This window comes from Pantoea sp. GL120224-02 (assembly GCF_900215395.1).
Classification (GTDB): Bacteria; Pseudomonadota; Gammaproteobacteria; order Enterobacterales; family Enterobacteriaceae; genus Pantoea; species Pantoea communis.
In genome coordinates, this window is the sequence record NZ_OBEC01000001.1 from 997,318 (window position 1) to 1,022,065 (window position 24,748).

Consider the following 24,748-nt stretch of genomic DNA (forward strand, 5'->3'; position numbering starts at 1 on the left):
GTGGTGTTATTCCCGGAAGACACAGAAGGTCAGATGCCGCCGCTGTATCGGCGGAAAGAGGGGTTCGCGACGATAGCCGCTAACAGCATTGGACGGACATAGCGTGGTAAGCAGAGCCACGACCATCAATAAAAACGGCATGACGCTGTCGATAATCGGGGCAGCCGCGTGCAGTGATTTTCCGCTGATGGAGCAGAGTTTTTCGCCACCGAACGTTTCATGATCGCTGAACGACGAGGCGCTGATCTGCGCCTGAGGGGCACTCGGCAGATTAAAGCTACGCTGGGCGAGACAGAACGCCAGCACCAGACAAAGCAGTGCCAGAATCCATTTTGCGCGTTGTGCTGATTTGGTCATGCCATCGCCCCAGAGTAAAGTGCGGGCATTTTATGCACATGCAGCAGAAACACCAAGCTTTGCTGTGTAAACTTTTGTCTTGGTGTTTTGCATGTCGATAGCGTAGCAGCGAATGATTTATGCTTTCTGGCAGTTTGATAGCTGTCAGAAGGCGCGATAAATCACGCCGCTACGGTTTTGTGCTTACCATCAAATGGTTAAACAATATCATCCACCACACCGCCATCAACGCGCAACGCCGCGCCGGAGGTTGCTGATGCCTGTTGTGAACAGACGTATACCACCATATTGGCAACTTCATCGACCGTTGCCGCGCGCTGAATCACCGAACTCGGCCGCTGTGCCATCACAAACTCTTTTGCCAGCACCTCTAACGATTTTCCGGTACGTTTTACCTCGTCTTCCATCATCGCGGCAAAGCCATCGGAGATCGTAGGGCCAGGCAGCACACTGTTTACCGTCACGCCGCTCCCTGCCGCGACTTTCGCCAGCCCACGCGCCAGGGAGAGTTGCGCGGTTTTGGTCACACCGTAATGCACCATATCCGCGGGGATATTGCGCGCCGATTCAGAAGAGATAAACACCACACGCCCCCAACCGCGTTTCACCATCTCCGGCAACAAAGCGCGAGACAGACGTACGCCCGACATCACATTGGTCTGCCAGTACGCTTCCCAGGTTTCATCATCGGTGGCGTAAAAGTCCTGCGGACCATAAATCCCCGCATTGTTGACCAGAATATCGATGGGCGGTAACCCGTTAAGCAACTGCTTCACGCCCTGCGCGCTACCCAGATCGGCGATAAAAGTATGAATTTTGGCCCCCGCCACCAATCCATTCAGCTTCTCACGCGCGCGGCTTACCGAGGCTTCACTGCGACCGTTAAGCACCACTTCGGCCCCACTCTCAGCCAATCCCTGAGCAATGGCGAAGCCAATGCCGCCCGTTGAGGCAGTGACTAATGCGGTTTTACCGTGCAAATCAATTTTCATACAGGTCTCCTTGATGGATGCGCAATATCATGCAGAACATCCATCAAGCCTGGTTGAGCGTATGAAATAGGCCTTATCAAATCATGCGGTTATTATCACGATCCGGGATGACCATATGCGCTTGCGGCCCGTTTTCTTCCCCGCCAAATCGTCCACAGCGCCACCGTCAGCAGTAATAAAAGTGCCGGGGCAAAACCACATCGAGTTAACGGTTGTATTTGCTTGCACTTCCCTGCACACGATCCTTTTAACACGTTCCATACTGAGAACTTGATGCCTGAAGGAGTTATCGTGATGACGACTATTGCTATCGCCGCACCGGGCGCTATGGGCGCGGCCATCGGGGCTGTGCTTGCCCAGCACGGGGCGCAGGTGATTACCCCGCTAAGCCAACGCTCCGCCCAATCTCAACAGCGTGCACAACAAGCCAATATTGCCAACTGCAGCGCAGAGGCGATTTGCGAGGCCGATATTATCCTTTCAATCCTGCCGCCCGAATCGGCACTCAGCTGGGCGCAGCAGATGGCCCCGCTTCTGCAAGCTGCCGCACATAAGCCGCTGTATGTAGATTGCAACGCCATCAGTCCGGAGACGCTAAAGCAGGTGGCTCAGGTGATCGAAAGCACCGGCACACCCTTTGCCGATGCAGCGATTATTGGCTTGCCGCCGGGCGAGCAAAATCCCACCGGACCACGCTTATGGTTTGCAGGACCCCATGCCGGAAAACTGGCGCAGTTAAGTGATTATGGATTGCGGATACGGGTGATGAACGCTGAAAACGGCGCCGCCTCAGCATTGAAGATGGCGTACGCCGGTATCAACAAAGGCATTACCCTGCTGACCTCGGCGATGCTGATTAATGCCAGCCGCGTGGGTGCCGCCGAAGCGTTACGTGAAGAGATGCAGGAGAGCCAGCAGGCCCTGCTGAAACGAATGGAAAAAGCCGCCCCGGACATGCTGCCAAAAGCCTGGCGCTGGGCGGCGGAGATGGATGAGATTGCCACGCTCAATCAGGGCGAACTGGCCACCGACCAGCTTTATCGCGCATTAGGGGAAATCTGCCGCCAGCTGGCTGACGATCGCCAACACGATCAACAGTTCAGCGCCTTACTGGCGGACTTCTTTCAACCTGATGCAGACAAAGCGGGCTGAGCACTCACCGGCAGCCGCAGCTGACGCTGCAACCAGGCACACGCGGCCGCTTCATCCGGGTCGGCCGCATCAAGTTGCAGCACCGGTCCCAGCGCCATCGGCTGCGCCGTTTCCGCCAGCTTTCGCAGTTCCGGCAGGTACTCGGCACCTGGATGGCCTGGCATGCGATCGGTCAATCGTGACTGATAGCGCGCGACCGCTTCGTCCGGTGTGATGGAAAGCCACAGCTCCAGTACCCGGGTAATGCCCGCCTGCTGCAATCCTTGCTGCAGCACTTCTTTGGGCTGGAAACCAAACCAGGCGTCAATCAGGTAAACGCAGCAGTTGGGAGCCTGTCCGACCACCTTCCAGATCGCCTGATAGGCCGCGCACCCCAACTGCCGGTTACGCAGTCGGTCCACCGGCGCGAAACTGGCCATAAACGGTTCTTTCAGGCTGTCCAGCGTCAGCACTGGAAAACCAAACTGCTCCGCCATGGCGCGTGTCAGGGTGCTTTTCCCCGACGCGGGGATGCCGTTGACCAGCACCACCACCTTTTCTGCAGTGTGAGAAGTCATAGGATTTCTATCACCTCCGCCACACTGCTGGCCTGGCGTAACCGCATCAGCGTCTCTTCATCTTCCAATAATGAGACGATGGCGCGAATGCCCTCTTCGATGTGCGCATTGCTGTCGCGCGCGCCGAACATGATCACGATATCGGCTTTGTCACTCCCTTCAAAAGAGATCGGCTCATCCAGCACAATCATGCTGAAGCAATCTTTCAGCACGCCCGTTTCCGGACGCGCATGCGGAATGGCTATCCCTTCCTCAAACACATAATAAGCGCCGTGCGTCAGGGTATTGGCTATCACCGCCTCCGGATAGGAATTCTTCACATATCCACCGCTCACCAACGGTTGTGCGGCCAGCGCGATCACTTCGCGCCAGTCCGTGGCGCTGATCCCCACCTGAATCGCATTCGCTTCTTGCAGCAGTCGCTTAATACTCATACTGCCTCCTTAAATTGATTTGCGAATGGTATTACGCAGTTCATCAATTTTAACGAACAGCGGATCAATTTCCTGACGAAAACGACGGCTTTTCGCAAAGATATTTAATGCACGATTATATTCCAGCATTAATTGTTTTTGCGCATCGACCGCTTGCGGATTAACAGCGAGCTGTTGTTCCAGCTCGCTAATTTTTCCACTGATGGTTTCTGCCTGAAGATCTATTTCTTGTGAATCCTGGCTTTTATTTTCTGAGCCCTTTTTCAAGAATCCAAACATAGCGTCTCCTGCCCCGAATGGCGCCAGGGCACCTCAGGTTTATTACGTCATGAGTGAGTCGTACTTAACGGAACAGTGAAATCTTTTCTACCAGCACATTGGTAACGGCATCATTTGCGGGCACCAGGAAGTTGCGTACGCTGTCATTCACTTTACCTTTTTCAAACGTCTGCTTGCAGTTTGCCACCCACTGCACATTCATTTCCGTGCCGACGTTCACTTTTTCGATACCGCTGCGCACGGCCAGGCGCATGTCTTCATCACTCACGCCCGTACCGCCGTGCAACACCAACGGGGTTTTAGTCGCTTCAGTAATATCGGCCAGACGCTGATGCTGAATATGCGCTTTACCGGTATACAGTCCATGTACAGTACCGATGGAGATGGCCAGCATATCAACGCCTGTTTCATCCACGAAACGCTTAGCATCATCTACGGTGGTAAAGGACGCATCGTTCATTTCGACTTCTTTACCGTCTTCTGAACCCCCGATAGCACCCAGTTCGGCTTCAACCGATACCTGCAATGGGCGCGCCATATCAATCACGCGACGCGTATTGGCAATATTCTCTTCAATTGATAAATGCGAGCCGTCGTACATAATGGAGCTGAATCCGGCGTCCAGTGCCGTTTGAATCGCATCGAGATCTGAACAGTGATCCAAATGCAGGCACGTCGGTACATTACGGCTTTCAGATAATGAGCGAATCGCATCCACTAATAATTTGTGTCCGAGATATTTCGCCGTGCCGGTTGAGATCTGAATCATTAATGGACTGTTGGTTTTCTCTGCTGCTTTAAAAAAGGCCGGTAACATTTCCAGGCAGTGCAAATTAAAGGAACCTAGCGCTTTAAATTCACGTTGTTTAGCCACCTGTAACAGATCGGTAAAGTTATAAAGTTTCATGAAGCTTTTCCTCGTGGGATTTAGGGGATTTTCCGTTAACAAACCAGGCGATCAGAGTGATAAAGACAATAAAGAGTGCGACGAACAACCAGTTGCCCTGGAACGCATGACCCAATACCAGTCCGGTACTGATGACGTCAGAGTCACTGAAGGTCACACCGGTGAAGCCGTAGCTTTCGAGCATCGGTACCAGAATGGCCGGCAAAAAGGTGATAAACAGACCGTGTACAAAGCCGCCAATCATCGCTCCGCGGCGTCCACCCAGCGCGTTACCAAACACGCCAGCGGTGCCACCGGCAAAGAAGTTAGTGAGCAGCCCAGGCAGAATCATCGCCAGACCGAACATGGGGAATACCAGCATACCGACCACGGAACCCAGCGTTGTTGCCAGGAAGCCGACAATCACAGCATTCGGTGCGTAAGGGAACATTACCGGGCAATCGAGTGCCGGTTTGGCATCCGGCACCAGGCGCATAGCGATACCACGGAAGGCTGGCACCAGTTCGTTCAGCAGTAAACGCACACCGCTGTACAACACGAAGACACCCGCAACAAACTGAATCGACTGCATGAAGGCATACATCAGGTAGTTCATGCCGTTGCTGTACTGGCCGATAAATTCTGGGCCTGCTGCCACTGCCGGGATCAGGTACATCGGTACCATCACCACTGCCATCGACAGATAGGTGTCCTGCAGGAACTTGAAGTTGTCTGGCAGCTTGAGATCTTCCGTTGAGCGCGAGCCTTTACCGACCACCTTCGCCACTGCGGCTGTCAACAAGTAGCCAATGGTGCAGAAGTGTCCGAGTGCCACATCATCGGAATCCGTGATTCGGCGCACCACCGGCTGAGCCAGCGCTGGCATCACGACCGCCATAATGCCGCCGAAGATGCCGCCCGTCAGGATCAGCGGTAAACCTGTCAGCCCGGCTTTGTAGCCAATCACCGCGCCGATGGTTGCCATCCACAGCAGCGCCTGCCCGGTGAGGAAGATGTATTTGAACGGCGTCAGACGCGCGATGATGATGTTGACGATAAAGATCACCAACAATGTCAGCGCCACTTCTGATCCCAACTCGCGGCTGGCTAATCCGGCAATGGCGGCCACATCGGTGATATAGCCCTTCATGCCAAAACCGTGGGTGAAGATGGTATTCAGGAAGGTCAGCGTACCGACAATAATGTTGATACCCGCCATCATAATTAAGAAGCCCAGCAGCGTTTTAAAGGTGCCTTCCACCACCTTACCTGCGGATTTTTTCTGCAGTAGCAGACCAATCAGGGCAATAAAGGCGATCAGAATCGATGCCTGCCCTAATAAGTCTTTTACCAGGAAGTTGATCACACTATTCATGGTTAGCAACCTTCAGATTACGTTCTTTCATAAACGCCACGATTTTTTCTTCAATTTCTGCCTTGTCGGTCAGCTTATTGAGAATAATCACCCGTTTGATTTGCTCGGGGCTGGCATCGGCATTCAGGACATCCGCAAAGGCTTTTTGGGTTAGAATCATGTCGGATTTAAAAGCATTGGCTTCTGAAATCGTGGTGTGATCAATATCCGCTTCAATTTCGAGTTTCTTTAATACGGATTTGGCACTCATTTCGATAGCGAAACTGGAGCCCAGACCACATCCACAGACACATAATATTTTCAGCATGGCGTTTTCCTCACAGAATATGCAGTTGTTTAGCAAGTTTGTAATGATGCCCTTCGGTATCAACCAGGCGTTTTTTCATGCTTATAAGATCAATCGGTATCGGTCGATTACTGCCATTAATAATCACCGCTTTGTTGCGCATCCCCGACTGAATACAGCGCGCAACTTCACTGGCCATAATGGTGCCTTGATAAATCTCTTCACAGGTCGGGTCACCACTACGCAAGCCGTAACCGATAATAGTTTTACGAATTCGTACCCCTATTAGCGGCTCAATCTGTTTAATTAAGGTATCAATCGCGCCCTGAAAGCCCGGCGAGTATTCGCGGGTGTAGCCTTCAGAACAGAGGATTACCACACTGTTTTGTGCAGCAAGCCGTTGCGTGATGCGCTCTGCCAACTCTTGTGTTGGGATTTGGCACTCCGGAATCAGCGCAAAATCAGCATTGGATTTAATCGCTGACTGCAGCGTCAATTCACCACAATAACCGCCGAGCAACTCCACCATGAATACGCGACCGGTTAATGCACGGCCGGTATTTCTTAACTTCGAGACTTCTTTCAAGACTTGCTCACAAGCGGTAGAGAAACCAATGGTGTAGTCACTGCCAAAAACATCATTATCAATGGTCATGCCTACACCAAAGCAATTCACGCCGAATTCACTTAATGTATGTAAAAACTGTAATGAGCCATCCCCCCCGGCCATAATTAATACATCAATGCGCAGCGATTTGAGTTGTTTGGCGATCATCTCATACTCAGGGCGAATTAATTTTCGCGTGGTTCGTCCTGATTGCATCACGGGAATGGAAGTGATGGCATAGTCCACCAGATCGCGCTGTGACATTTCCTGATGGCGATTTTCTAATAAACCGGGAATGCCTCCATTAAATAACACCATATCCGCCTGCGTCATACGTGATATCTGAAACACAAAGTTATTTATTCCGGTAACATCGCCACCGCTTATCACTATGCCAATTCTCATTGTCATCACTCCGTATGCTGCGCGTCTGACATTCATTCTTCCGGTGAACGACTTTTCTATTTGCAACAGAGATCACATTTTTGCCATGTATTTCATTCCCTCTGACGTTGACAAGGATTAATAGTCATTGTTTTTTGTGATATTTATCACATTGCAATTCTTACCCATTATTTAACAAAACCAATAAAATCATCCGGTTATATTTATTTCATGGTGTGAAACGCATTTAGCCTGCCATCACGTTTTCGCCTGAGTTTCTTTCGATCTGAATTGTGATTGCCCGCGCATTTTTATCGGTACGCCGACTTTTCCCCACGAAAGATAAAGGGATAATGATTCAGTGCGTTATTTGTTGATCAGTGCCGATGAATGATTGACGTCACGTTTATCTGGCTGTCCAATATCGCAGCAAATAAATGACGAAGAAGAGAAAACATGACCAACTCGCAGGAGATGTTGCGTCAGCTCGCTGGCATAGTGGGCGACAAACAGGTATTGACCCATGCTGATGATAAAGCCTGGTACACCAAAGGATTTCGTGTCGGTCGCGGTGAGGCACTGGCAGTGATATTGCCGCAAAACTTGCTACAACTTTGGCAAAGTCTACAGGTCTGCGTGGCACAGGACGCTATTATCCTGATGCAAGCCTCGAATACCGGTGTGACCGGTGGCTCAACGCCGGATGGCAATGATTATGACCGCGAAGTGGTGATCATCAGTACCCGCCAGCTCAAGGGCGTGCAGGTGATCGATCAGGCGCGTCAGGTCATCGCCTTCCCCGGCACCACCCTGACCGAACTAGAGCACACGCTGCAACCGCTGGGACGCGAACCGCACTCGGTGATTGGTTCCAGCTGCATTGGCGCTTCTGTCGTGGGCGGTATCTGCAACAACTCGGGTGGTTCGCTGATTCGCCGGGGCCCCGCCTTTACTGAAAAATCACTGTTTGCCCGTATTCATGATGATGGGCGCTTAGAAATGGTCAATCATCTGGGTATCGATTTGGGTGAAACGCCGGAAGCAATGCTGAAGAGTCTGACTGAGCAACAGTATCAGACCGGCGACCAGGCAGACTGGGACGGCAAAATCTGGGCCGATGATTACGCCGATCGCTTGCGTGATGTCAACGCTGACTCCCCTGCGCGTTTTAATGGTGATCTGCGCTATTTGCACGACAGTTCTGGCAGCGCGGGTAAAGTGGTGGTGTTTGCGGTGCGCTTGCCCACCTTTGAGGCCAGCGCGGGTAGCGATACCTTCTACATTGGCACAAACGATGAACGCGAATTGGTGGCACTGCGTCGTTTTCTCCTCACCGAGATGAGCGAACTGCCGCTGCAGGCAGAATACATTCATCGCAACGCCTTCGACTTAACCGTGCGGTACGCCAAGCATATGTATCTGGCGATCCGCAAACTCGGCCCGCAGGCTATTCCTAAAATGATGGGCAATAAAGCGAAGTGGGACGTGCGTGTCAGCCATCTGCCTTTCCTGCCGCGTAATTTTGTTGATCGGGCGCTGCAATGCTTTAACCAGCTCACGCCGAGCTTTATTGCCCCGCGCGTCATGGCTTATCGTGATGAATATCAACATCATCTGATGATTAAAGTCGATGCCCAGCAGACCCCTGAATTGCAGACGTTATTGCAGCAGTTCTTTGCCGGGCACAGCGGCGGCTTTTTCCATTGTGATGCCCGGGAAGGCGCAGATGCCTTCCTGGTGCGCTTTGGCGTGGGCGGGTGCACCATCTCTTATTGTGATGCGCTGGGTTATAACCCGAATGAAAGGCTGGTGGCCTTCGACGTGGCGCTACGCCGCAATGATGAGGACTGGCGTTTAACCTTGCCGGATCACTTAGCAGCGCAGGTGCAGGTTGATTCCTGCTGCGGACACTTTTTCTGTTATGTGAATCATCAGGATTATGTGTTGAAGGAAGGGGTCGATGCGAAGGCGTTTAAGGAGGCGGTGAAAGTCTATCTGGCTGAGCGTGGTGCAAAGTATCCGGCTGAGCATAATGTGGGGCATCTCTATCAGGCATCGTGCGAGCATGTGGATCATTGGAAGCAGTTGGATCCGACTAATAGCTGCAACCCTGGCGTGGGTAAAACCAGTAAGAAGAAGTATTGGGGTTAAGGTTACAGGGTAAAAAGGCTTTAGCTGTAGCGGCTTGAGTTATCACGCATCCTGATGCTGTTTGGTGGACAGGATGCGTGATTTTGCGACGTTAATATGCAGTGTGAATTACTTCGCGTACGCTTCGGTAGACAAGGTCAGCGTCACATCATCGTTTACCGCTGGCACATATTTATCCAGTTTGAAGTCCGAACGTTTGATCACGCCTGTAGCATCAAAACCAATCGCCTGCTTCTTCACCATCGGGTGCATGCCCTGTTGATTCAACGTCGCGTGCAGCGTGACCGGCTTAGTGATGCCTTTCAACGTCAGATTACCTTCCACATCAAACTTATTGTCACCCTTCGCCACCACTTTGGTGCTGTGGAACACAGCTGAAGGATATTTAGCCGTATTGAAATATTCCGTACCGAGGAACTCTTTGGTCAGCGCGGGCACATGCGTGTCAATCTGTGAAACCGGCAACGTAACGTCGACGCGCGACTGCTCTGGATGATCCTTATCAAACACCAGCGTACCTTTGCTGTTGGGGATGTCAGCCGTTGGATGGGAAAAACCGAAGTGCGTCCAGGTCACAATAACCGAGGTATGCGCGGGGTCGAGGTCATAATGCATCGCCGCAGCCTGTGAAACGGGTGCATACAAAGCAGCGGCTGCCAACATTGGCAGGATTAAACGGGTAACGTTTTTCACTCAGCGTTCCTTTTAGATCGGGAGAATCTATTGAGTGTCTCGGAATCCCGGGCTGAGGAATAGTGAAGAGATTTGCCCGTGACCTTCAAATATATTCAAAAATATCAGTAGGTAATGGTTTAGTGTGGTGAAAGTTTTTTTGACTGATAGTATTCATAGCCTGTTAACTATGACATCTGTCATAGCAGAAAAAACTGTGGGATTGCGCACACAACACCGCATTATTTGATTGGCGATTCATTCAAGTAGTGTTCAATTAAAAATAGCGGCTTGCCCCGTATTTTGCTATGTTCTCGTTTATATACCTACAATCTGTAATGGAATTATTGATAAGGAAATCAACTTGCACAACGACTACATCATTTCTCAAATCGAGTCAGACAGGTCTCTAGCTCTGCGCTTAGAGAACGCCGTCAAAGGTGTGAGTGAAAATCTTGCAAAACAAATGAGCCAGATTGGCTCTGGTGTGACCCGGCTCAGCTGGTATACGTCATGTTTAACTGATAACTATCTCGACGTGTGTTCTAAATTGAAGGACGAAGATGTTAGATTTTTACTCGGCCTACGGGAAATTTACAAAAGGCAGAGCATTGCAGTTGATATAATACAAATATATGTGGAGCATGAAATAAAAAACCTTAACTCTCATGGTAGAGATAAAATAATTAAAGAGTTAAGCGGGTATGGTAGTCGAATAGCATCCAACTTTGGCTTAAGCAATGGAATTTCCCTATCCATTGCATTAGCTGTAACTCGTGGATTAAATATTTCTGGATTTCATGTCGGAAAATGGACGGCTATACCTGTAATGGCGACAGGGCTTTATGGTGTTGTTCAGGATGCTGCAGAATCAGCTGGAAGATTGAAAATGTTAAATCCATTATTTCATCATGTTCTTTACACTAAAAAATTAGAAATGATGTACTTTATAGTGGAACCGGTTCTTGGCCATGTCATCAAGGATTCATTTTTCGACGAAAATACAGTAATTAAAAATTTAAAACATTTGCTCACCATGTCAGGAAATATGTAATCTTATGAGAAATTTAAAAAGCTTACTAAAAGATTTCCTTTGGATGCAAGTATTTACTGTGATACCCATTATATTTCTGGTGATCATTACATCATTTACCTATGACAGATGGCCTGAGAAAACCTGGGCTACGTTAGCAATAAGTACATTTATACTGTATGGAATATTGATTTTCCTCGCTAAGAAATTTTGGAAGTAACTTCGGACTATAAGGCGTTACGTGGCTGCATTGGGCGGAGAGATAAGTATTGATGTGACTTTGCCTAACGGTAAGCACATCGCTTTTCAACTTTGATTAACGAGTATTCGCCAGCGGCGGCGTTCGCGCATTAAGCGGGTATGAAGCTGCTGGATAAGGGGCAGTGTCAGGGATGCAACCGCATCGCGCGTGAGGGTCGGCAATCCCTGCTGTTGTCGTAACCCCTGCAGTGCGACTTCCGCGTTATCGCTGGCATCGCACTGTTCGCGCAGTGTGGCTTGCCAGGCCGCTAAGGTTTGCGGCGTGATAATATCTAGCTCTGCCACGATTTCGCGTAAAAAGCGTTTGCAGTGTCCAAGCAGCGTTTGCCATGGAATCTGTGGCGACTGCAGTGCCAGCATTAGCCCATCGACATCCGCCACGCGCTGGTAGCGTGCCGACACCACATAGCCAATTTGCTGATCGACCCGTAATCGCTGGAAAAAGCGCGGTTCCAGCAACAACGACAGCGCGCGCAGTGCGGCTAATTGCCTGTCATCAGCTAGCGGCAGCGGAATAAACAGCAACAGCGCCTGATCGCCTCCGGTACAAGGGACCGGCTTAATGCCCCGCTGCAAGCGCGGCGGCTGTGCACCGCTTACTAAATCAGGCGTGAAGTCGCTGAGCAGATGCGATACTCGCTGATGCAATGACGTGTGCTTACCGCACCATGCTGCCAGCCATCGAGTGTCACCGGCCGGGGCAATCAATTGAGCGGGCAAGGCGGCAAGAAGCTGCCGAATCACAATCGTTTGGGCATGCGGCAGCGGTTTTGGCTGGGGCGTCAGGTTCAGTGCCTCAAGTGCATGATGCACAGCCAGCAAAGCGTGTGACTCACAGACAGGCTGATTCAGCACCAACTGCCAGACCCCCTGCTTCTGCTGCCAACTGCCACTTCCTCCAGCATGCCGCAACGCCGCCAGCACTGGACGCAGCCGGGTTTGCCGGGCCTGCGCTTCGGCATCACTCATCGTGTGATAAAAAGCGGGTCGCAACAGCAAGGTTTCAACCTGTTGCCGGGGCGCAAAACGCGGCAGCGGCATTGCTATCGGTGATAACAGTGGCAATACGGCCGGTTGCGCAGTGGGATAGAAAAAGAATGCCGGCGTTGAGAATGTGCTCGGACTTTGCGGCAGCCCTTTTTTGCGCAGCAGCGTGAAACCTTGCGTCTGGACGCTTTCTGGCGAGTCCAGTTGCTGCTGAGTAAGCAAGCGTGAGCAAGGCGCCTGCGCCAATGCGGCGATAAAAGCACTGAAACCCTGCGGCACATAATCGGCAGGCGCAAAGCCCAGCGCCCGGCCACGCAACTGCTCCAGTGGCGACAAGCAGGCAAAATCATGCCGTGCCAGCTGCGCATAATGCTGCTGTTGCTCCGAAGAGCAGAGTTTGATGGCGTCTAAATGCTGCCAGAAGCAGTGTTCAATGTGATGAGCCTGCTCCGCACTGATTTTAGGCCCGCTAAAGCGCAGTGCTAGCCAACCGTGTTGCGCATCCTGCCACAGCCATTGTCCCTGCAGCGTATCGCATAATTCAGCCTCTCTGAGCGCGCTCAGCAGGCTGCCCGGTGCCTCATCTTGCCAGAACACGCTGAGCAAGGTGACATTGTCACGTAAAGTCCGTTCATCGCCGGATAACATCAACGTCAGCCAGAAGCTTTCATCACCTGCCAGCAGCAACATCACGTCGCCGGGAGGCTGTGTGAGTGTGAGATTTGAAGGTAAGATTTTTGCCGAGCTGATCGAAGAAAAATGCAGCGCCAGTTCCGCCAGCTCATCTAACGATTGCGGTCCCTGCAACCACAACTCCATGGCATTCGCGTGATAAAAGCGCTGATGGAAGACGCGCAACGCAACCTGCAATGAAGTGACATTGTCACCAAAAACCTGCTGATTGCCGACGCGAAAACGTTGAAATGCCCCGCCCAACCTATCCACCAGCGCCGTTTCGCAAAGCGTGTCGGCATGCTGTTGCAGAAGTTGACATTCCGCATCAATCACCGCCACTTCCTGCCGAATAGCCTGCTGGCTTAACAGTGGTGCGGCGATCATATCGCTCAACCGCTGCACACCCTCAGACAGGTTCGTTGCGGGAAGCTGGAAAAAAAAGGCGCTGTGGCTAAGTTGCGTGGTGGCGTTGACCTGCCCGCCGAGCTGTTGCACCCACGGCATCAGGCGCTCGCTATCTTTAAAACGCTCGCTGCCGCAAAACAAAAGGTGCTCCAGCAAATGCGCCAGACCCGGCCAGCGGTCGGGTTCATTCAGACTGCCCGCCTGCACGCGAATCAGGGCTGCAGCGTCGCGCGCATCGGCCTGATGATGCAGGTGGCAACGCAGGCCATTGGCTAACACCAGCTGGCGAGAGGTCATCAGGTGACTCGCTGCTTGAAGATCAGTTCAGAGTTGGAGCGATTGCGGAACTGAAGCTGGGCGATTTTGATATCGCTGCAGGTGGCTTCGCGGCGCGCTTCCAGGATCTTACCGTGATGGGGTGACTTACTGCACACCGGATCGGTATTATCCGCATTGCCGGTCAGCATGTAGGCCTGGCAACGGCAACCACCGAAGTCTTTCTCTTTCTCATCACAGGAGCGGCACGGCTCCGGCATCCAGTCATAGCCGCGATAACGGTTAAAACCAAACGAATTGTACCAGATGTCTTCCAGACTGTGCTCAAGCACTGATGGGAACTCAACCGGTAACTGGCGTGCGCTGTGGCAAGGTAACGCCGTACCTTCCGGTGTCACACTGAGGAAAATCGAACCCCAACCGCCCATACAAGGCTTTGGCCGCTCTTCGTAATAATCCGGCGTGACGAACAGCAGATTCGTGAGGTTACCGGTTTCGCTCATTCGCTCACGGTACTCCGCCACTACCGATTCGGCATGGGCAATCTGTTCCCTCGTCGGCAATAAGCCCTGGCGGTTAAGATGCGCCCAACCATAGAACTGGCAGGTTGCCAGTTCCACGTCGTCCGCTTCCAGCTCAATGCACAGGTCGATGATCTTATCGATCTGGTCGATATTATGTCGATGCAGCACGAAGTTCAGCACCATCGGATAGCCGTGCGCTTTAACCGCTTTCGCCATCTCCAGCTTCTGCTGGAAAGCTTTTTTCGAACCGGCCAGCGCGGCATTGAGGGTTTCATCACTCGCCTGGAAGCTAATCTGAATATGATCCAGACCCGCATCCGCGAAAGCGTCGAGTTTTTTCGCCGTCAGACCGATACCGGAAGTAATCAGGTTGGTGTAGAAACCGAGATCGCGCGCTGCCTTGATCAACTCGGGCAGATCTTTCCGCGTCAGCGGTTCGCCGCCCGAGAAGCCCATCTGCACACTGCCCATGGCGCGCGCCTGACGGAACACCCCGATCCACTGCTCAGTCGTCAGCTCTTTCTCCTGTTGCGAGAAGTCGAGCGGATTCGAGCAGTATGGGCACTGCAGCGGGCAGCGATAAGTCAGCTCAGCCAGCAGCCACAGCGGCGGCGTGGCGGTTTTATTCAGGTTCACGACACTGGATCCATTTCTGTTCTACGGCGGATTGCAGGAATTCCTTCACGTCATCATCCACGCCACCCGCTTCCGGGAAACGGCTGTTGAGAATGGCGATGATGGCGGCCACATCCTGTTTGCCGGTGACCAGTTCAAGGATCGCCGTCGCGGTTTCATTCAGCTTCGCCATGCCTTCGGGATACAGCACCACATGGCTATCCTGCGCCGCTTCCCACTGCATGCGATAGCCACGACGGAAGGCGGGAATCAGATTATCTTTTATCATGTTACACCAGTCTTGTGCTGTGCCAGGACACCTGATCGGTGACCGTGTGATAAGGCGGGCGTTGCAGAGAATACGCCATGGTCATGGCATCCAGCAGCGTCCAGAGAATATCGAGTTTGAACTGCAGAATTTCCAGCATGCGGTTCTGCTGCTCAGCAGTGGTGAACACTTCCAGCGCCAGCGCCAACCCGTGCTCCACATCGCGGTTTGCCTGGCTCAGGCGGCTGCGGAAATAGAAGTAACCCTCTTCTTTGATCCACGGATAGTGTTGCGGCCAGCTGTCGAGGCGCGACTGGTGGATTTGCGGTGCAAACAGTTCAGTTAATGAGCTACAGGCTGCTTCCTGCCAGTTGGCGCGACGGGCGAAGTTAACGTAGGCATCCACGGCAAAACGCACACCCGGCAGTACCAGTTTCTCAGACAGCAGGACTTCACGATCCAATCCCACCGCTTCACCCAGTTGCAGCCAGGCTTCAATACCGCCTTCCTGATCGTTGCTGCCGTCATGATCGAGAATGCGCTGCACCCATTTACGGCGGGTTGCGGGATCCGGGCAGTTCGACATGATCGCCGCATCTTTCAGGGGAATATTGGTCTGGTAATAGAAGCGGTTCGCGACCCAGCCCTGAATCTGTTCACGCGTCGCTTCACCATTATGCATCGCGATATGGTATGGATGATGAATGTGGTAAAACGCGCCTTTGGCACGCAGCGCCTGCTCAAACTCTTGAGGCGATAAGGCTTCGGTGATAATCACGATGCGCTCTCCTGCAGATGAATCGCCATCCCGTCCCAGCTCACTTCAATGCCCTGCTGCGTCAGATACTGACGCTGCGGCGACTGCTCGTTGAGGATCGGATTGGTGTTATTAATATGAATTAAGATTTTGCGTTTTGCCGGCAATGCAGCCAGCAGCGCCATCAGGCCATGCTCTTCCGCGAGGGCCAGATGCCCCATCGCTTTGCCGGTGTTTTTACCGACGCCAGTGGCGAGCAACTCATTGTCCTGCCAGACGGTGCCGTCAATTAACAGGCAATCGGCTTTCTCCAGCCACGGCATGATCACCGCATCGGGCTCGCCCAGACCTGGCGCATACAGCAGGGTCTGGCCATTGGCGGTGTTCTCAATAAATAGAGCGACGTTGTGGCCCGGTAACGGACGATCGCGATACGGCGAGTATGGCGGCGCGTTGCTGAGAATAGGAATCGCGGTGAACTGCAGATTACGACATACATCGACGCGGAACGGTTCGAGTGGCGTAAGACCATGATGCTGCAGCCCGCCATTCCAGTGCTGCAACATGGTAAAAATCGGGAAACCGCTGGTGAGATCGGCATGCACCTCGGGCGTGCACCACACCTGATGCGGGCAGCCTTCGCGCAGACTGAGTAAACCGGTAGTGTGATCGATCTGACTGTCGGTAAGAATGATGCTGCCAATCGCCGTGCCGCGCAGCACCCCTTTTTTATTTAGCTCGGGTGTGTGGGCGATCTGCTGGCTGATATCTGGCGATGCGTTACACAGCACCCAATCTTCGCCGTTGTCACTGACAATGATCGAGGATTGCGTCCGCGCCTGAGCCTGAATCGTACCGTTGCGCAGGCCGCTGCAATTGGCGCAGTTACAGTTCCACTGCGGAAAGCCGCCGCCTGCCGCTGAACCGAGCACTTTAATAAACATGAGAGATAACCAGAATGAAAAATAAAATGCCCGCACGAATGGCGGGCAGAAAGTCTTAGCGGTTGGAGATGTACAGAGTCACTTCCAGGCCCAGACGCAGGTCAACAAATTCAGGTTTTTTCCACATAACTTTCTTCCTCAAAACAAATAACGCAGAGCAGGCTCTGCTGGAAATGCTTGCACCAGTAAACGAATTTTCTGGCAGCAAGGCACGACGCGGGCTGATGTTGCGCCAATGTAGCGGGCAGATCAACCCTGATTCGGTAAGGGAATTGTGCTAATCCTGCCAAATCTGTTGCAGGACGCGCAGCCAGTTCCCCCAGGCAAACTGCTCAATCATGACTTGATCATAGCCGAGCGACGTGAGCAGCGCATAGAGATGCGGTAGCCCTGAAACATCTTTCAACGCATCGGGCACGCTAATGCCGTCGAAATCCGAACCAAATGCTACGTTTTCTGGCCCCATTATTTCAACTAAATGATCCAGATGTTTAACAATTTCAATCAATGGCGTATCACTATCGCGCTTGCCATCCGGCCGTAAGAAAGCGTTACCAAAATTAATCCCTACCACTCCGCCACGATCGCGAATGGCACGCAGTTGATCGTCAGTCAGGTTACGCGGCTGGGCGCAAAGCGCGTGCACGTTAGAGTGGCTGGCCACCAGCGGTGCCGTTGAGAGCCGTGCAGTGTCCCAAAACGCTTTCTCATTCATGTGCGACACGTCAATCATCATGTGATGGCGATTGGCAGCAAGGATCAACTGCTCACCGGCGGAGGTCAGGCCCGGTCCGGTGTCTGGCGAATGCGGGAAAGCACCGTTTACTCCCTCACCAAATCGGTTAGGTAAGTTCCAGAAAGGCCCGATGCTGCGCACACCTGCCTGATAAAAGGCATGCAGATCTTCGCCATCGGCATCGAATCCATCCGCCCCTTCAATATGCGCGACCATCGCCAGCACGCCATCCTGGCGACAGCTGGCAATATCCGAAGCCGTCAGGCATAAGCGGGCGCGCCCGCCGGACTGCGCTGCCAGCGTCTTGAGGATGTCGAGTTGCTGCCAGATAATATCCAGCGGCTGCCACTGCTCGTTTGCACGTTGTGGTGCCACTTCGTTGATGTAACGTTGCGGCGGGACAAACAGCGCAAAGAGCCCACCGGCAAAACCACCCTGCTGCATACGTGGAAAATCCAGATGCCCTTTCTCAATGCCAGAAAAAAAGGCGCCAGCGGGATCGTCACGATGATGCAGCCACAGATTAAGCAGCAGGTCGTTATGACCATCGAAGGTTTTAAATAACATAGGGGATCACACAGCGAGATATATAGGCGCTATGCTACTCGCGCCCGGTTGATTCGCCAAACAAAGGGGCACAAAGCGTTAGTTTTGTGCAACCTTTAGGCCATGATAAAAGGTGGGTTTGACGTCGAGATGCTGCTTAATCAGGCCCTGTTTTTGATAAAAATCGGCGGTGTCCTGCTGCTGCGCAATGGTGGCGTCATCAATGGTTTGCCAATGCGACTGGCGGCGTGCAAAGGACTTCGCCGCGGCTTCTTTCGGGAAGCCGATGATTTTCGCCAGCGTGGTGGAGTACGCATCAACATGGCTGTTCGCCCAGCGATCCGCCGCCGCAAGGCGATTAACGTAATCCTGCAGCGCTGCACGTTTGGCCTCGTCATTGATTGCCGCATCGGTGGCCGCGAGGAAGCTGTTGCCGCTGGAGAGGCCAACGCCATTGATCAGCACACGTCCAGTATGCGTGACTTCCGCCAGCGCGGTATAAGGATCCCAGGTTGACCAGGCATCTACCGATCCATTGGCTAATGCGATGCGCGCATCGGCGGGTGTCAGGAAACGAAAGTTGGCGTCCTTATCCGTCAAACCGGCCTTTTCCAGTGCTTTCAGCGCTTCAAAATGGCCGATGGATCCACGCCCGGTGGCAATATTTTTCCCTTTGAGATCGGCCACGGTTTTAATTTTTGAATCCGGGCTAACCAATACCGCTAAGCCTTCAGGCACAGATTTACTTACCGCCACCGCTTTCACCTGCGAACCGGCCGCCAGCGAGAACAGCAGCGGCGCATCACCAATAATACCCGCATCGACGGCGCCCGCATTCAGTGCCTCCGCCAGCGGTGCCGCTGCCGGGAACTCCGCCCATTCGATTTTATAATTGAGATTATTGAGCTGCTGCGCCGCTTCCATCTCGGCATGCATATTGCCCTTCTGGTCGGCAATGCGCAGTGTGACGGTTTCCGCCGCAGCGGTTCCACTGGCAAGCATCACTAACAGGGCTAAAGCTTTTCTTTTCATTCTATTTTCTCTTATAGCGCAAAACCCCAGACTACCCTGTTGTGCTAAAAGCCCAGATGCCGATTTCGTCTGAGGAAAATCATCCTGCGCATAAGCAGCACAACGCTTTTGGCCGTCGATTCTCATCATCCCACATTTGTTGTGAACGGTTGGGATAGCGAGGGTTCACAGAATGTGGGCCCGGCTGCTGCGGCAACTTCGCAACGAAATGTCAGTTACGCAATGTGGCTTGTCAGTTATGCGTGAGCAGCGTGCGGCGATGTGGTCCAGACTGAGTACAGACCCATAAGGAGAACCTCATGCTGAACCACCCTGCTGAAAAATACCGCCCCTTTCCGGTGATTGAGTTGCCTGACCGTCAGTGGCCCTCGCGCCAGCTCACCCAGGCACCGCGCTGGCTGTCCACCGATCTGCGTGACGGCAACCAGGCGCTGGCGACACCCATGGACAGCGCCCGCAAGCTGGAGTTTTGGCAGCTGTTACTGCGCTGCGGCTTCAAAGAGATTGAAGTGGCGTTTCCTGCCGCCTCACAAACTGATTTCGACTTTGTACGCCTGCTGATTGAGCAGCATCATATTCCGCAAGGCGTTGCGATTCAGGTACTGACGCAAGCACGCAGCGATCTGATTGATCGCACCTTTGAAGCCCTGCGCGGCGCACCGCAGGCGATTATTCATATGTACAACGCCACGGCACCGTTGTTCCGCGAACGCGTATTCCGCCAGAGCAAAGCAGAGATCATTGAGCTGGCCTGCGCTGGGGCACGGCAAATCCGCGCCCAATGTGAAGCACAAAACGACACCGCCTGGACCTTCCAGTATTCACCTGAAACGTTCTGCTTTACCGAACCTGAATTCGCGCTGGAGATTTGTGAAGCAGTCGCAGCGATCTGGCAGCCGGGGCCTGAACGCCCGATGATTATTAACCTGCCCGCCACGGTGGAAGTGAATACTCCGAACGTGTATGCGGATCAGATTGAGTATTTCTGCCGCCACTTTAGCCAGCGATCGCAGGTGGCGATTTGCGTGCATCCGCATAACGATCGCGGCACCGGCGTGGCCTGCGCCGAACTGGCGATACTGGCCGGAGCCGATCGCGTTGAAGGCTGTTTGTTCGGTAATGGTGAGCGCACTGGCAATGTCGATATCGTGACGCTGGCTCTGAATTTATATACTCAGGGCGTAGCGCCGGAACTCGATTTCAGCGATATCCAGCAGGTGCTGGAAGTGGTGACACGCTGCAACCAGTTGCCGGTGCATCCGCGCCATCCGTACGCTGGTGAGTTGGTGTTTACCGCGTTTTCGGGTTCGCATCAGGATGCGATTCGTAAGGGCTTTGCCGAACGCAATGAGCGTCAGGAGGCGATCTGGCAAATGCCGTATCTGCCACTTGATCCGATCGACATCGGTTGCAGCTACGAAGCGGTGATTCGCGTCAACAGTCAGTCCGGTAAAGGCGGTGCCGCCTGGCTGCTGGAGCAAAACCATGGCCTGCAGTTACCGCGCGGGTTGCAGCAGGAGTTCAGCCGCATTGTGCAGCAGCAAACCGATGCTCACGGACAGGAGATGACGCATCACGCACTGTGGCAACTGTTCTGCCAGCATTACGGCTTAACGCAGCCTGCACGCCGCTTGCTGGACGCGGAAAGCCATAGCGATGAGAAAGGTGAAACACGATTTAAAGCGCGCCTGCAGGATGGCGGACAAACGCTGACGCTGGAAGGCAAAGGCAACGGACTGCTGTCGGCGGCGGTCGCGGCACTGCGTCAGCGCTATGATCTGGCAATCAGCATTGAGGATTACCACGAGCATACGCTGGGTAAACGCAGTGATAGCCGCTCTGTTACCTATATTAGCTGTACCAATGCACGCGGCGAACGTGCCTGGGGTGTGGGCATCGATAATGATGTGACACGCGCCTCATTACAGGCGCTACTCAACGCAGCCCACGCTTTTCTGCCGCAGGAAAGTAGTTTGCCGGTGTAACGCCGAGCACGCGGCGGAACATCGCACTGAAGGCGCTCGGGCTGTCATAACCGAGTTCGAGCGCCACCGTTAACACCGTTTCGCCCTGCGCCAGCCGCGCCAGCGCCACGCTGAGGCGTGCGCGGCGCACCCAATCGCTGAACTGCAAGCCCGTTTCGCGGTTAAAATGACGCGCCAGCGTGCGTTCAGCGACACAGAGTTCGCTGGCCGCTCTCGCGAGTGTCCAGCTCTCGCCCGGTTGCTGATGAATTTGCTGGCACAGTGCACGCATCCGCTCACTTTCCGGCCACGGCAGGCCGAAGGGCAGCACATCCATTACGCGAATTTCATCGAGAATCAATTCATAAATGCGTTCCGCACGACTGCCAGAGGCGTAAGCGTCCGGCAATGCCAGAGCACTGACGATCAGCTCTCGCAGTAGCGGGGAAATCTGCACCACCTGACAACTGGCAGGCAGATCCGCTCGTGCGAGCGGATCGACAAACAGCGTGCGTGCCGCCACGGCACCCACAATCTGCAGTGCATGCCCGGTGCCCGCCGGTAACCACACGCCACGACTCGGCGGCACAATCCAGCTGCCCTGCCGGGTTTCGACTTTCACTACGCCGCTTAAGGTATGGATCAACTGTGCACAATCGTGGTGATGCCATGACTCAGCATCACCGTGCACATAATCGTGCGCATAAGGCACCAGCGGACGCTGGCTAAAATCGAAGTTGAGGCGCTGGCTCATTTAGCGCTTCAGGTATTGGTAAACCGCCGCCAGGTCCTGCTCGCCGTAACCGGCATCGACCGCCTGCTGCCAGACATCGACGATGTTCTCCAGCGCGGACAGTTTGGTCTCACCCGCAGCATCCAGTGCCAGTCTGGCATCTTTCAAGGCCCACACCAGATGCATCTGCGGGGTGAAATCACCACTGGCGATCATACCCAGTTTCATTTTGGCGTACGGGGCTGCCAGCGGGCCACCATCCAGCACTTTCCACAGATCGTCGGTGCTGAAACCAAACTGCTCCGCCAGGCGTGTACTCTCCGCCAGACTTTGCATCAGGCCAATCAGCCAGCTGTTGACCACCAGTTTCATACGCGAGCTGGCACCCGCCTCACCCAGCCACTGTGTGCCTTTTCCAATTGCAGCAAACACCTGCTCAGCGGCCTGCGCTTTGCTTTGATCGCCGCTGGCCATCACCAGAATCTGCGCATTTTCGGCAGGCGCTTTGGTACCGGAAACCGGCGCATCGATAAAGAGCACGTCCGGACGTGCGTGTTGCAGGTCGGCAATCAGCGCATCAGTCGCTTCCACGCCAATAGTCCCCATCTGGCAGACGGTCGCGCCCTGCCTCAGTGCGCTGCTCGCTTCGGTCAGGGTCTGGCGCGTGGTGTCGCCGTCAGACAGCATGGCGATCACCACATCTGCGCCTTCCACCGCCTGTGCCGCGCTGTCGCTAAGCTGCAAACCAGCATCCAGCAGGTCTTCACCTTTGGCACGCGTGCGATTCCAGCCACGCACCACGAACCCTTTTTTCAGTAAGTTGGCGGCAAAAGCGTGCCCCATTGCGCCTAAACCTAATACCGCGACAACCGGTTGCTGACTCATCTTGATTCCCTTTTATGCATTCAGACAAAACAGTCAGACTGACAGAAATTTCTGCGCGCAGCCAGGCGAGAGGTGCGCCGAAAGGCATTTTTTAATCTCAACCCCGACAAGGCACAGGGTTAATCAGCATGCTTTTAAACAACCCTGGGCGCTTTCTGGCGAGTAGGATGGGATAACGATTTACCGGGTTAATTTTATCATTGCGGCAATGACACAAGAATTCGTATTCATCGCTATTCGATTATTGGAAAAAGTTCGCATATGATAAATGGGAAACTAACACTCTATAAATAATTACCGATGTCATCAGAAAACCAAAGTTTAAAAGTCACTCGAGAACGTGGAAGACCCCGAGTCTTCGATATGGACGACGTTTTAGATAAAGCAATGATAGTATTCAGAAAGAAAGGTTATCACGCTTCATCAATAGCCGACCTGGGCGAAGCCATGAGTTTAACGGCTGGAAGTATATATAAGGCGTTTACTGATAAGCGCACCCTTTTTTTGCGGGTATTTGAACGCTACATTGCCCTCCGTAATGCCGATTTACGTCAGCGGTTGCAACATTTCCCGGATGGCAGATCGCGGATTGAGGAATTACTGCAATTTTATTTAGACTCTGCGGTTGAGATTGAAGGGCGTAGAGGTTGTTTGGTTGTTGGGAGCACGGTTGAACTGCAAACGCTGGATGAAGAACTTTCAGCGTTAGTCAGGCAGGCCGTGTTGCGTAATCAAAACTTTCTCGTTTCGCTTATTATTGAAGGCCAGAAAGACGGATCTATTTCCTCTCAACTGGATGCTGAAACTGCGGCAGGCTTATTGCTGTGCGTGGCATTCGGCATGCGTGTGGTAGGTAAAGTTCAGGATGTGACTAATGGGAAAAAAACCATTACTATGGTGATGAAGGTTCTGGAATGATTCATTTGCCATATTAGGAAATAGTCATTTCCTAATTAAATTTAATCATAGCGCTCTCCTGACGCCTGTGATCCCTAAGAGGAATTGATATGTGCATCAATGATGTAGCGAAGAATCACAGAATGGCTATGGAGCAGGATGTGGCACCTCCAAAAGATATTTCAGAAGAGGAAGCCCTGGGGCGCGTTGTGGGCGAAATTTTAAGCGCGGGAAAAACGCTCAGTCGTAAAACACTGTGTTTTGAATTGCTCAAAAAGCTGGATGAAGCTGAAGAATCATCAGTTAAAAGGCACTATTCAAATATTTTTAAGAAATTATTGTCTTGTTAGCTTATAAATAAAAAGCGCATCCGTTTGATTGCTTTTAATATCTCTATTTTGAGCAATCATCGTTTCGTGTCGCCGACATCCTTTTTGTATTCGATAACATCATGAGCCAGTGCTTGCCGTTACGCTTATTCTTCTCGTTTCTGTATAAGAAACATCTCAATCATGGCTCAAACAAAGTAATAGGGAATAATCTGCTTTCCCCAGCGCAGAAAAAAAACAAAATCACCTCCTCATCAGATAAGAATTAATTATGTTTTTAAGTCATGAGGATAATAAAAATGAAAGACCCTATACAGCGTCGCATCCCGTCAAATTTGTCGCGCATTGAATTATCTGAACAGTGGCAAATCACTTACTGGACGCTCACTCTGCATACGACTCAGGAAAGACTTACCCGGGCGGTGCGAGAAGTAGGATCAGAGACCGAAGCTGTTCGCCGATGGCTCACTGAGCATCCTCCTGCCCGACAACCTCAGTCTTATTAAGGTGATAGGCCATCGTCATGACACTGGCGGGATAGACGCATAAGGACAACGTGAGCGCAGTTTCATTATCGTTATGGCTTATGAATCCATCCGGCAGCCGCTCAGTCGTTTGCGTTGTCCCTGTTCAGCCCATAGCCAACAAAATAGCCATGAGTCAACGGCCTTTACACATCAAACGTCACAGCCCTCTCCCTGCCTGAGGTATAAAACGCTAATAACAGCATTTATTTAATATAATGCGTG

General features: G+C 52.7%; 27 protein-coding genes and 1 pseudogene. 8 read left to right on the forward strand and 20 right to left on the reverse strand.

What is annotated here, in order from left to right; all coding sequences use genetic code 11:
* Positions 1-6: 6 nt before the first annotated feature.
* Positions 7-357: a hypothetical protein gene (locus tag CRO33_RS04555; RefSeq protein ID WP_097117192.1), complete on the reverse strand. Its 351-nt coding sequence runs from the start codon at positions 355-357 to the stop codon at positions 7-9.
* Between the two features lie 197 nt (positions 358-554).
* Positions 555-1,349 (reverse strand): SDR family NAD(P)-dependent oxidoreductase, encoded by a 795-nt coding sequence (locus tag CRO33_RS04560; RefSeq protein WP_034827267.1) that lies wholly within the window; start codon positions 1,347-1,349, stop codon positions 555-557.
* A gap of 294 nt (positions 1,350-1,643) precedes the next feature.
* On the opposite strand from CRO33_RS04560, the gene CRO33_RS04565 reads away from it, so the two are divergent.
* Complete coding sequence (locus tag CRO33_RS04565; RefSeq protein WP_097117193.1) at positions 1,644-2,501, forward strand: NAD(P)-dependent oxidoreductase; 858 nt, start codon at positions 1,644-1,646, stop codon at positions 2,499-2,501.
* On the opposite strand, the gene CRO33_RS04570 is transcribed toward CRO33_RS04565, so the two are convergent.
* The 7 genes from CRO33_RS04570 to CRO33_RS04600 form a co-directional block, all read right to left on the reverse strand.
* The gene (locus tag CRO33_RS04570) at positions 2,474-3,058 is read right to left on the reverse strand and encodes an AAA family ATPase (protein ID WP_097117194.1); all 585 of its coding nucleotides are present in this window, start codon (positions 3,056-3,058) and stop codon (positions 2,474-2,476) included. The two genes, CRO33_RS04565 and CRO33_RS04570, sit on opposite strands and share 28 nt — an antisense overlap.
* Entirely contained in the window at positions 3,055-3,492 is a 438-nt protein-coding gene (locus CRO33_RS04575) for a PTS sugar transporter subunit IIA (protein WP_097117195.1), read from the reverse strand. The genes CRO33_RS04570 and CRO33_RS04575 overlap by 4 nt, the downstream gene beginning before the upstream one ends.
* A gap of 9 nt (positions 3,493-3,501) precedes the next feature.
* A complete protein-coding gene (locus CRO33_RS04580) occupies positions 3,502-3,771 on the reverse strand; it encodes a hypothetical protein (protein WP_097117196.1) in 270 nt (89 codons plus the stop codon).
* Between the two features lie 64 nt (positions 3,772-3,835).
* The gene (locus tag CRO33_RS04585; protein WP_045814340.1) at positions 3,836-4,678 is read right to left on the reverse strand and encodes a class II fructose-bisphosphate aldolase; all 843 of its coding nucleotides are present in this window, start codon (positions 4,676-4,678) and stop codon (positions 3,836-3,838) included.
* On the reverse strand, positions 4,665-6,032 hold the full coding sequence (locus CRO33_RS04590; RefSeq protein WP_034827290.1) for a PTS sugar transporter subunit IIC: 1,368 nt from the start codon (positions 6,030-6,032) through the stop codon (positions 4,665-4,667). Before CRO33_RS04590 ends, CRO33_RS04585 begins: the two co-directional genes overlap by 14 nt.
* Positions 6,025-6,339, reverse strand: a complete 315-nt coding sequence (locus CRO33_RS04595) for a PTS sugar transporter subunit IIB (protein ID WP_034827292.1) — start codon at positions 6,337-6,339, stop codon at positions 6,025-6,027. The genes CRO33_RS04590 and CRO33_RS04595 overlap by 8 nt, the downstream gene beginning before the upstream one ends.
* Positions 6,340-6,349: 10 nt before the next feature.
* A complete protein-coding gene (locus CRO33_RS04600) occupies positions 6,350-7,330 on the reverse strand; it encodes a 6-phosphofructokinase (RefSeq protein WP_034827295.1) in 981 nt (326 codons plus the stop codon).
* Positions 7,331-7,765: 435 nt separating this feature from the next.
* Here CRO33_RS04600 and dld point away from each other — a divergent pair, with 435 nt between their 5' ends.
* Positions 7,766-9,460, forward strand: coding sequence for a D-lactate dehydrogenase (dld, locus tag CRO33_RS04605; RefSeq protein ID WP_097117197.1), 1,695 nt, complete (start codon positions 7,766-7,768; stop codon positions 9,458-9,460).
* 108 nt (positions 9,461-9,568) lie between these two features.
* Here the strand turns inward: dld and CRO33_RS04610 are convergent, their stop codons facing one another.
* A complete protein-coding gene (locus tag CRO33_RS04610) occupies positions 9,569-10,123 on the reverse strand; it encodes a YceI family protein (RefSeq protein WP_249221605.1) in 555 nt (184 codons plus the stop codon).
* A gap of 373 nt (positions 10,124-10,496) precedes the next feature.
* On the opposite strand from CRO33_RS04610, the gene CRO33_RS04615 reads away from it, so the two are divergent.
* Together CRO33_RS04615 and CRO33_RS24725 are read left to right on the forward strand one after the other, a co-directional pair.
* Positions 10,497-11,186, forward strand: coding sequence for a hypothetical protein (locus CRO33_RS04615; protein WP_097117199.1), 690 nt, complete (start codon positions 10,497-10,499; stop codon positions 11,184-11,186).
* A 199-nt stretch (positions 11,187-11,385) separates the two neighbouring features.
* Positions 11,386-11,481: pseudogene (locus tag CRO33_RS24725) on the forward strand (helix-turn-helix domain-containing protein); the annotation flags it as partial.
* On the opposite strand, the gene pqqF reads toward CRO33_RS24725, so the two are convergent.
* The 8 genes from pqqF to CRO33_RS04665 all read right to left on the reverse strand — a co-directional run bounded on the left by pqqF (position 11,472) and on the right by CRO33_RS04665 (position 19,191).
* Positions 11,472-13,790: a pyrroloquinoline quinone biosynthesis protein PqqF gene (gene pqqF, locus CRO33_RS04630; protein WP_097117201.1), complete on the reverse strand. Its 2,319-nt coding sequence runs from the start codon at positions 13,788-13,790 to the stop codon at positions 11,472-11,474. The pseudogene CRO33_RS24725 and the gene pqqF overlap by 10 nt on opposite strands.
* The gene (gene pqqE, locus CRO33_RS04635) at positions 13,790-14,929 is read right to left on the reverse strand and encodes a pyrroloquinoline quinone biosynthesis protein PqqE (protein WP_097117202.1); all 1,140 of its coding nucleotides are present in this window, start codon (positions 14,927-14,929) and stop codon (positions 13,790-13,792) included. The genes pqqF and pqqE overlap by 1 nt, the downstream gene beginning before the upstream one ends.
* Positions 14,916-15,197 carry a pyrroloquinoline quinone biosynthesis peptide chaperone PqqD gene (gene pqqD, locus CRO33_RS04640; RefSeq protein ID WP_064511334.1) on the reverse strand — a complete coding sequence of 94 codons (282 nt, stop codon included), beginning with the start codon at positions 15,195-15,197 and terminating at the stop codon, positions 14,916-14,918. The genes pqqE and pqqD overlap by 14 nt, the downstream gene beginning before the upstream one ends.
* A gap of 1 nt (position 15,198) precedes the next feature.
* Positions 15,199-15,954: a pyrroloquinoline-quinone synthase PqqC gene (pqqC, locus tag CRO33_RS04645; RefSeq protein ID WP_097117203.1), complete on the reverse strand. Its 756-nt coding sequence runs from the start codon at positions 15,952-15,954 to the stop codon at positions 15,199-15,201.
* Positions 15,951-16,877, reverse strand: a complete 927-nt coding sequence (gene pqqB / locus CRO33_RS04650) for a pyrroloquinoline quinone biosynthesis protein PqqB (RefSeq protein WP_097117204.1) — start codon at positions 16,875-16,877, stop codon at positions 15,951-15,953. Before pqqB ends, pqqC begins: the two co-directional genes overlap by 4 nt.
* A gap of 55 nt (positions 16,878-16,932) precedes the next feature.
* On the reverse strand, positions 16,933-17,004 hold the full coding sequence (pqqA, locus tag CRO33_RS24235; protein WP_010617686.1) for a pyrroloquinoline quinone precursor peptide PqqA: 72 nt from the start codon (positions 17,002-17,004) through the stop codon (positions 16,933-16,935).
* A 150-nt stretch (positions 17,005-17,154) separates the two neighbouring features.
* On the reverse strand, positions 17,155-18,180 hold the full coding sequence (locus CRO33_RS04660; RefSeq protein ID WP_097117205.1) for a dipeptidase: 1,026 nt from the start codon (positions 18,178-18,180) through the stop codon (positions 17,155-17,157).
* A gap of 78 nt (positions 18,181-18,258) precedes the next feature.
* Positions 18,259-19,191 (reverse strand): ABC transporter substrate-binding protein, encoded by a 933-nt coding sequence (locus CRO33_RS04665; RefSeq protein WP_097117206.1) that lies wholly within the window; start codon positions 19,189-19,191, stop codon positions 18,259-18,261.
* 299 nt (positions 19,192-19,490) lie between these two features.
* Between CRO33_RS04665 and leuA the strand changes: the two genes are divergently transcribed.
* Positions 19,491-21,176, forward strand: coding sequence for a 2-isopropylmalate synthase (leuA, locus tag CRO33_RS04670; RefSeq protein WP_097117207.1), 1,686 nt, complete (start codon positions 19,491-19,493; stop codon positions 21,174-21,176).
* Here the strand turns inward: leuA and CRO33_RS04675 are convergent.
* Positions 21,127-21,909 carry an AraC family transcriptional regulator gene (locus tag CRO33_RS04675; RefSeq protein ID WP_097117208.1) on the reverse strand — a complete coding sequence of 261 codons (783 nt, stop codon included), beginning with the start codon at positions 21,907-21,909 and terminating at the stop codon, positions 21,127-21,129. The two genes, leuA and CRO33_RS04675, sit on opposite strands and share 50 nt — an antisense overlap.
* Positions 21,910-22,773, reverse strand: a complete 864-nt coding sequence (locus CRO33_RS04680) for an NAD(P)-dependent oxidoreductase (RefSeq protein ID WP_097117209.1) — start codon at positions 22,771-22,773, stop codon at positions 21,910-21,912. It lies immediately after the preceding gene.
* A 300-nt stretch (positions 22,774-23,073) separates the two neighbouring features.
* Between CRO33_RS04680 and CRO33_RS04685 the strand changes: the two genes are divergently transcribed.
* The 3 genes from CRO33_RS04685 (at position 23,074) to CRO33_RS04695 (ending at position 24,505) form a co-directional block, all read left to right on the forward strand.
* On the forward strand, positions 23,074-23,691 hold the full coding sequence (locus tag CRO33_RS04685; RefSeq protein WP_097117210.1) for a TetR/AcrR family transcriptional regulator: 618 nt from the start codon (positions 23,074-23,076) through the stop codon (positions 23,689-23,691).
* 89 nt (positions 23,692-23,780) lie between these two features.
* Entirely contained in the window at positions 23,781-24,020 is a 240-nt protein-coding gene (locus tag CRO33_RS04690) for a hypothetical protein (protein WP_097117211.1), read from the forward strand.
* Between the two features lie 278 nt (positions 24,021-24,298).
* Complete coding sequence (locus tag CRO33_RS04695; protein WP_072017020.1) at positions 24,299-24,505, forward strand: DUF3606 domain-containing protein; 207 nt, start codon at positions 24,299-24,301, stop codon at positions 24,503-24,505.
* The last annotated feature ends 243 nt before the right edge of the window (positions 24,506-24,748 follow it).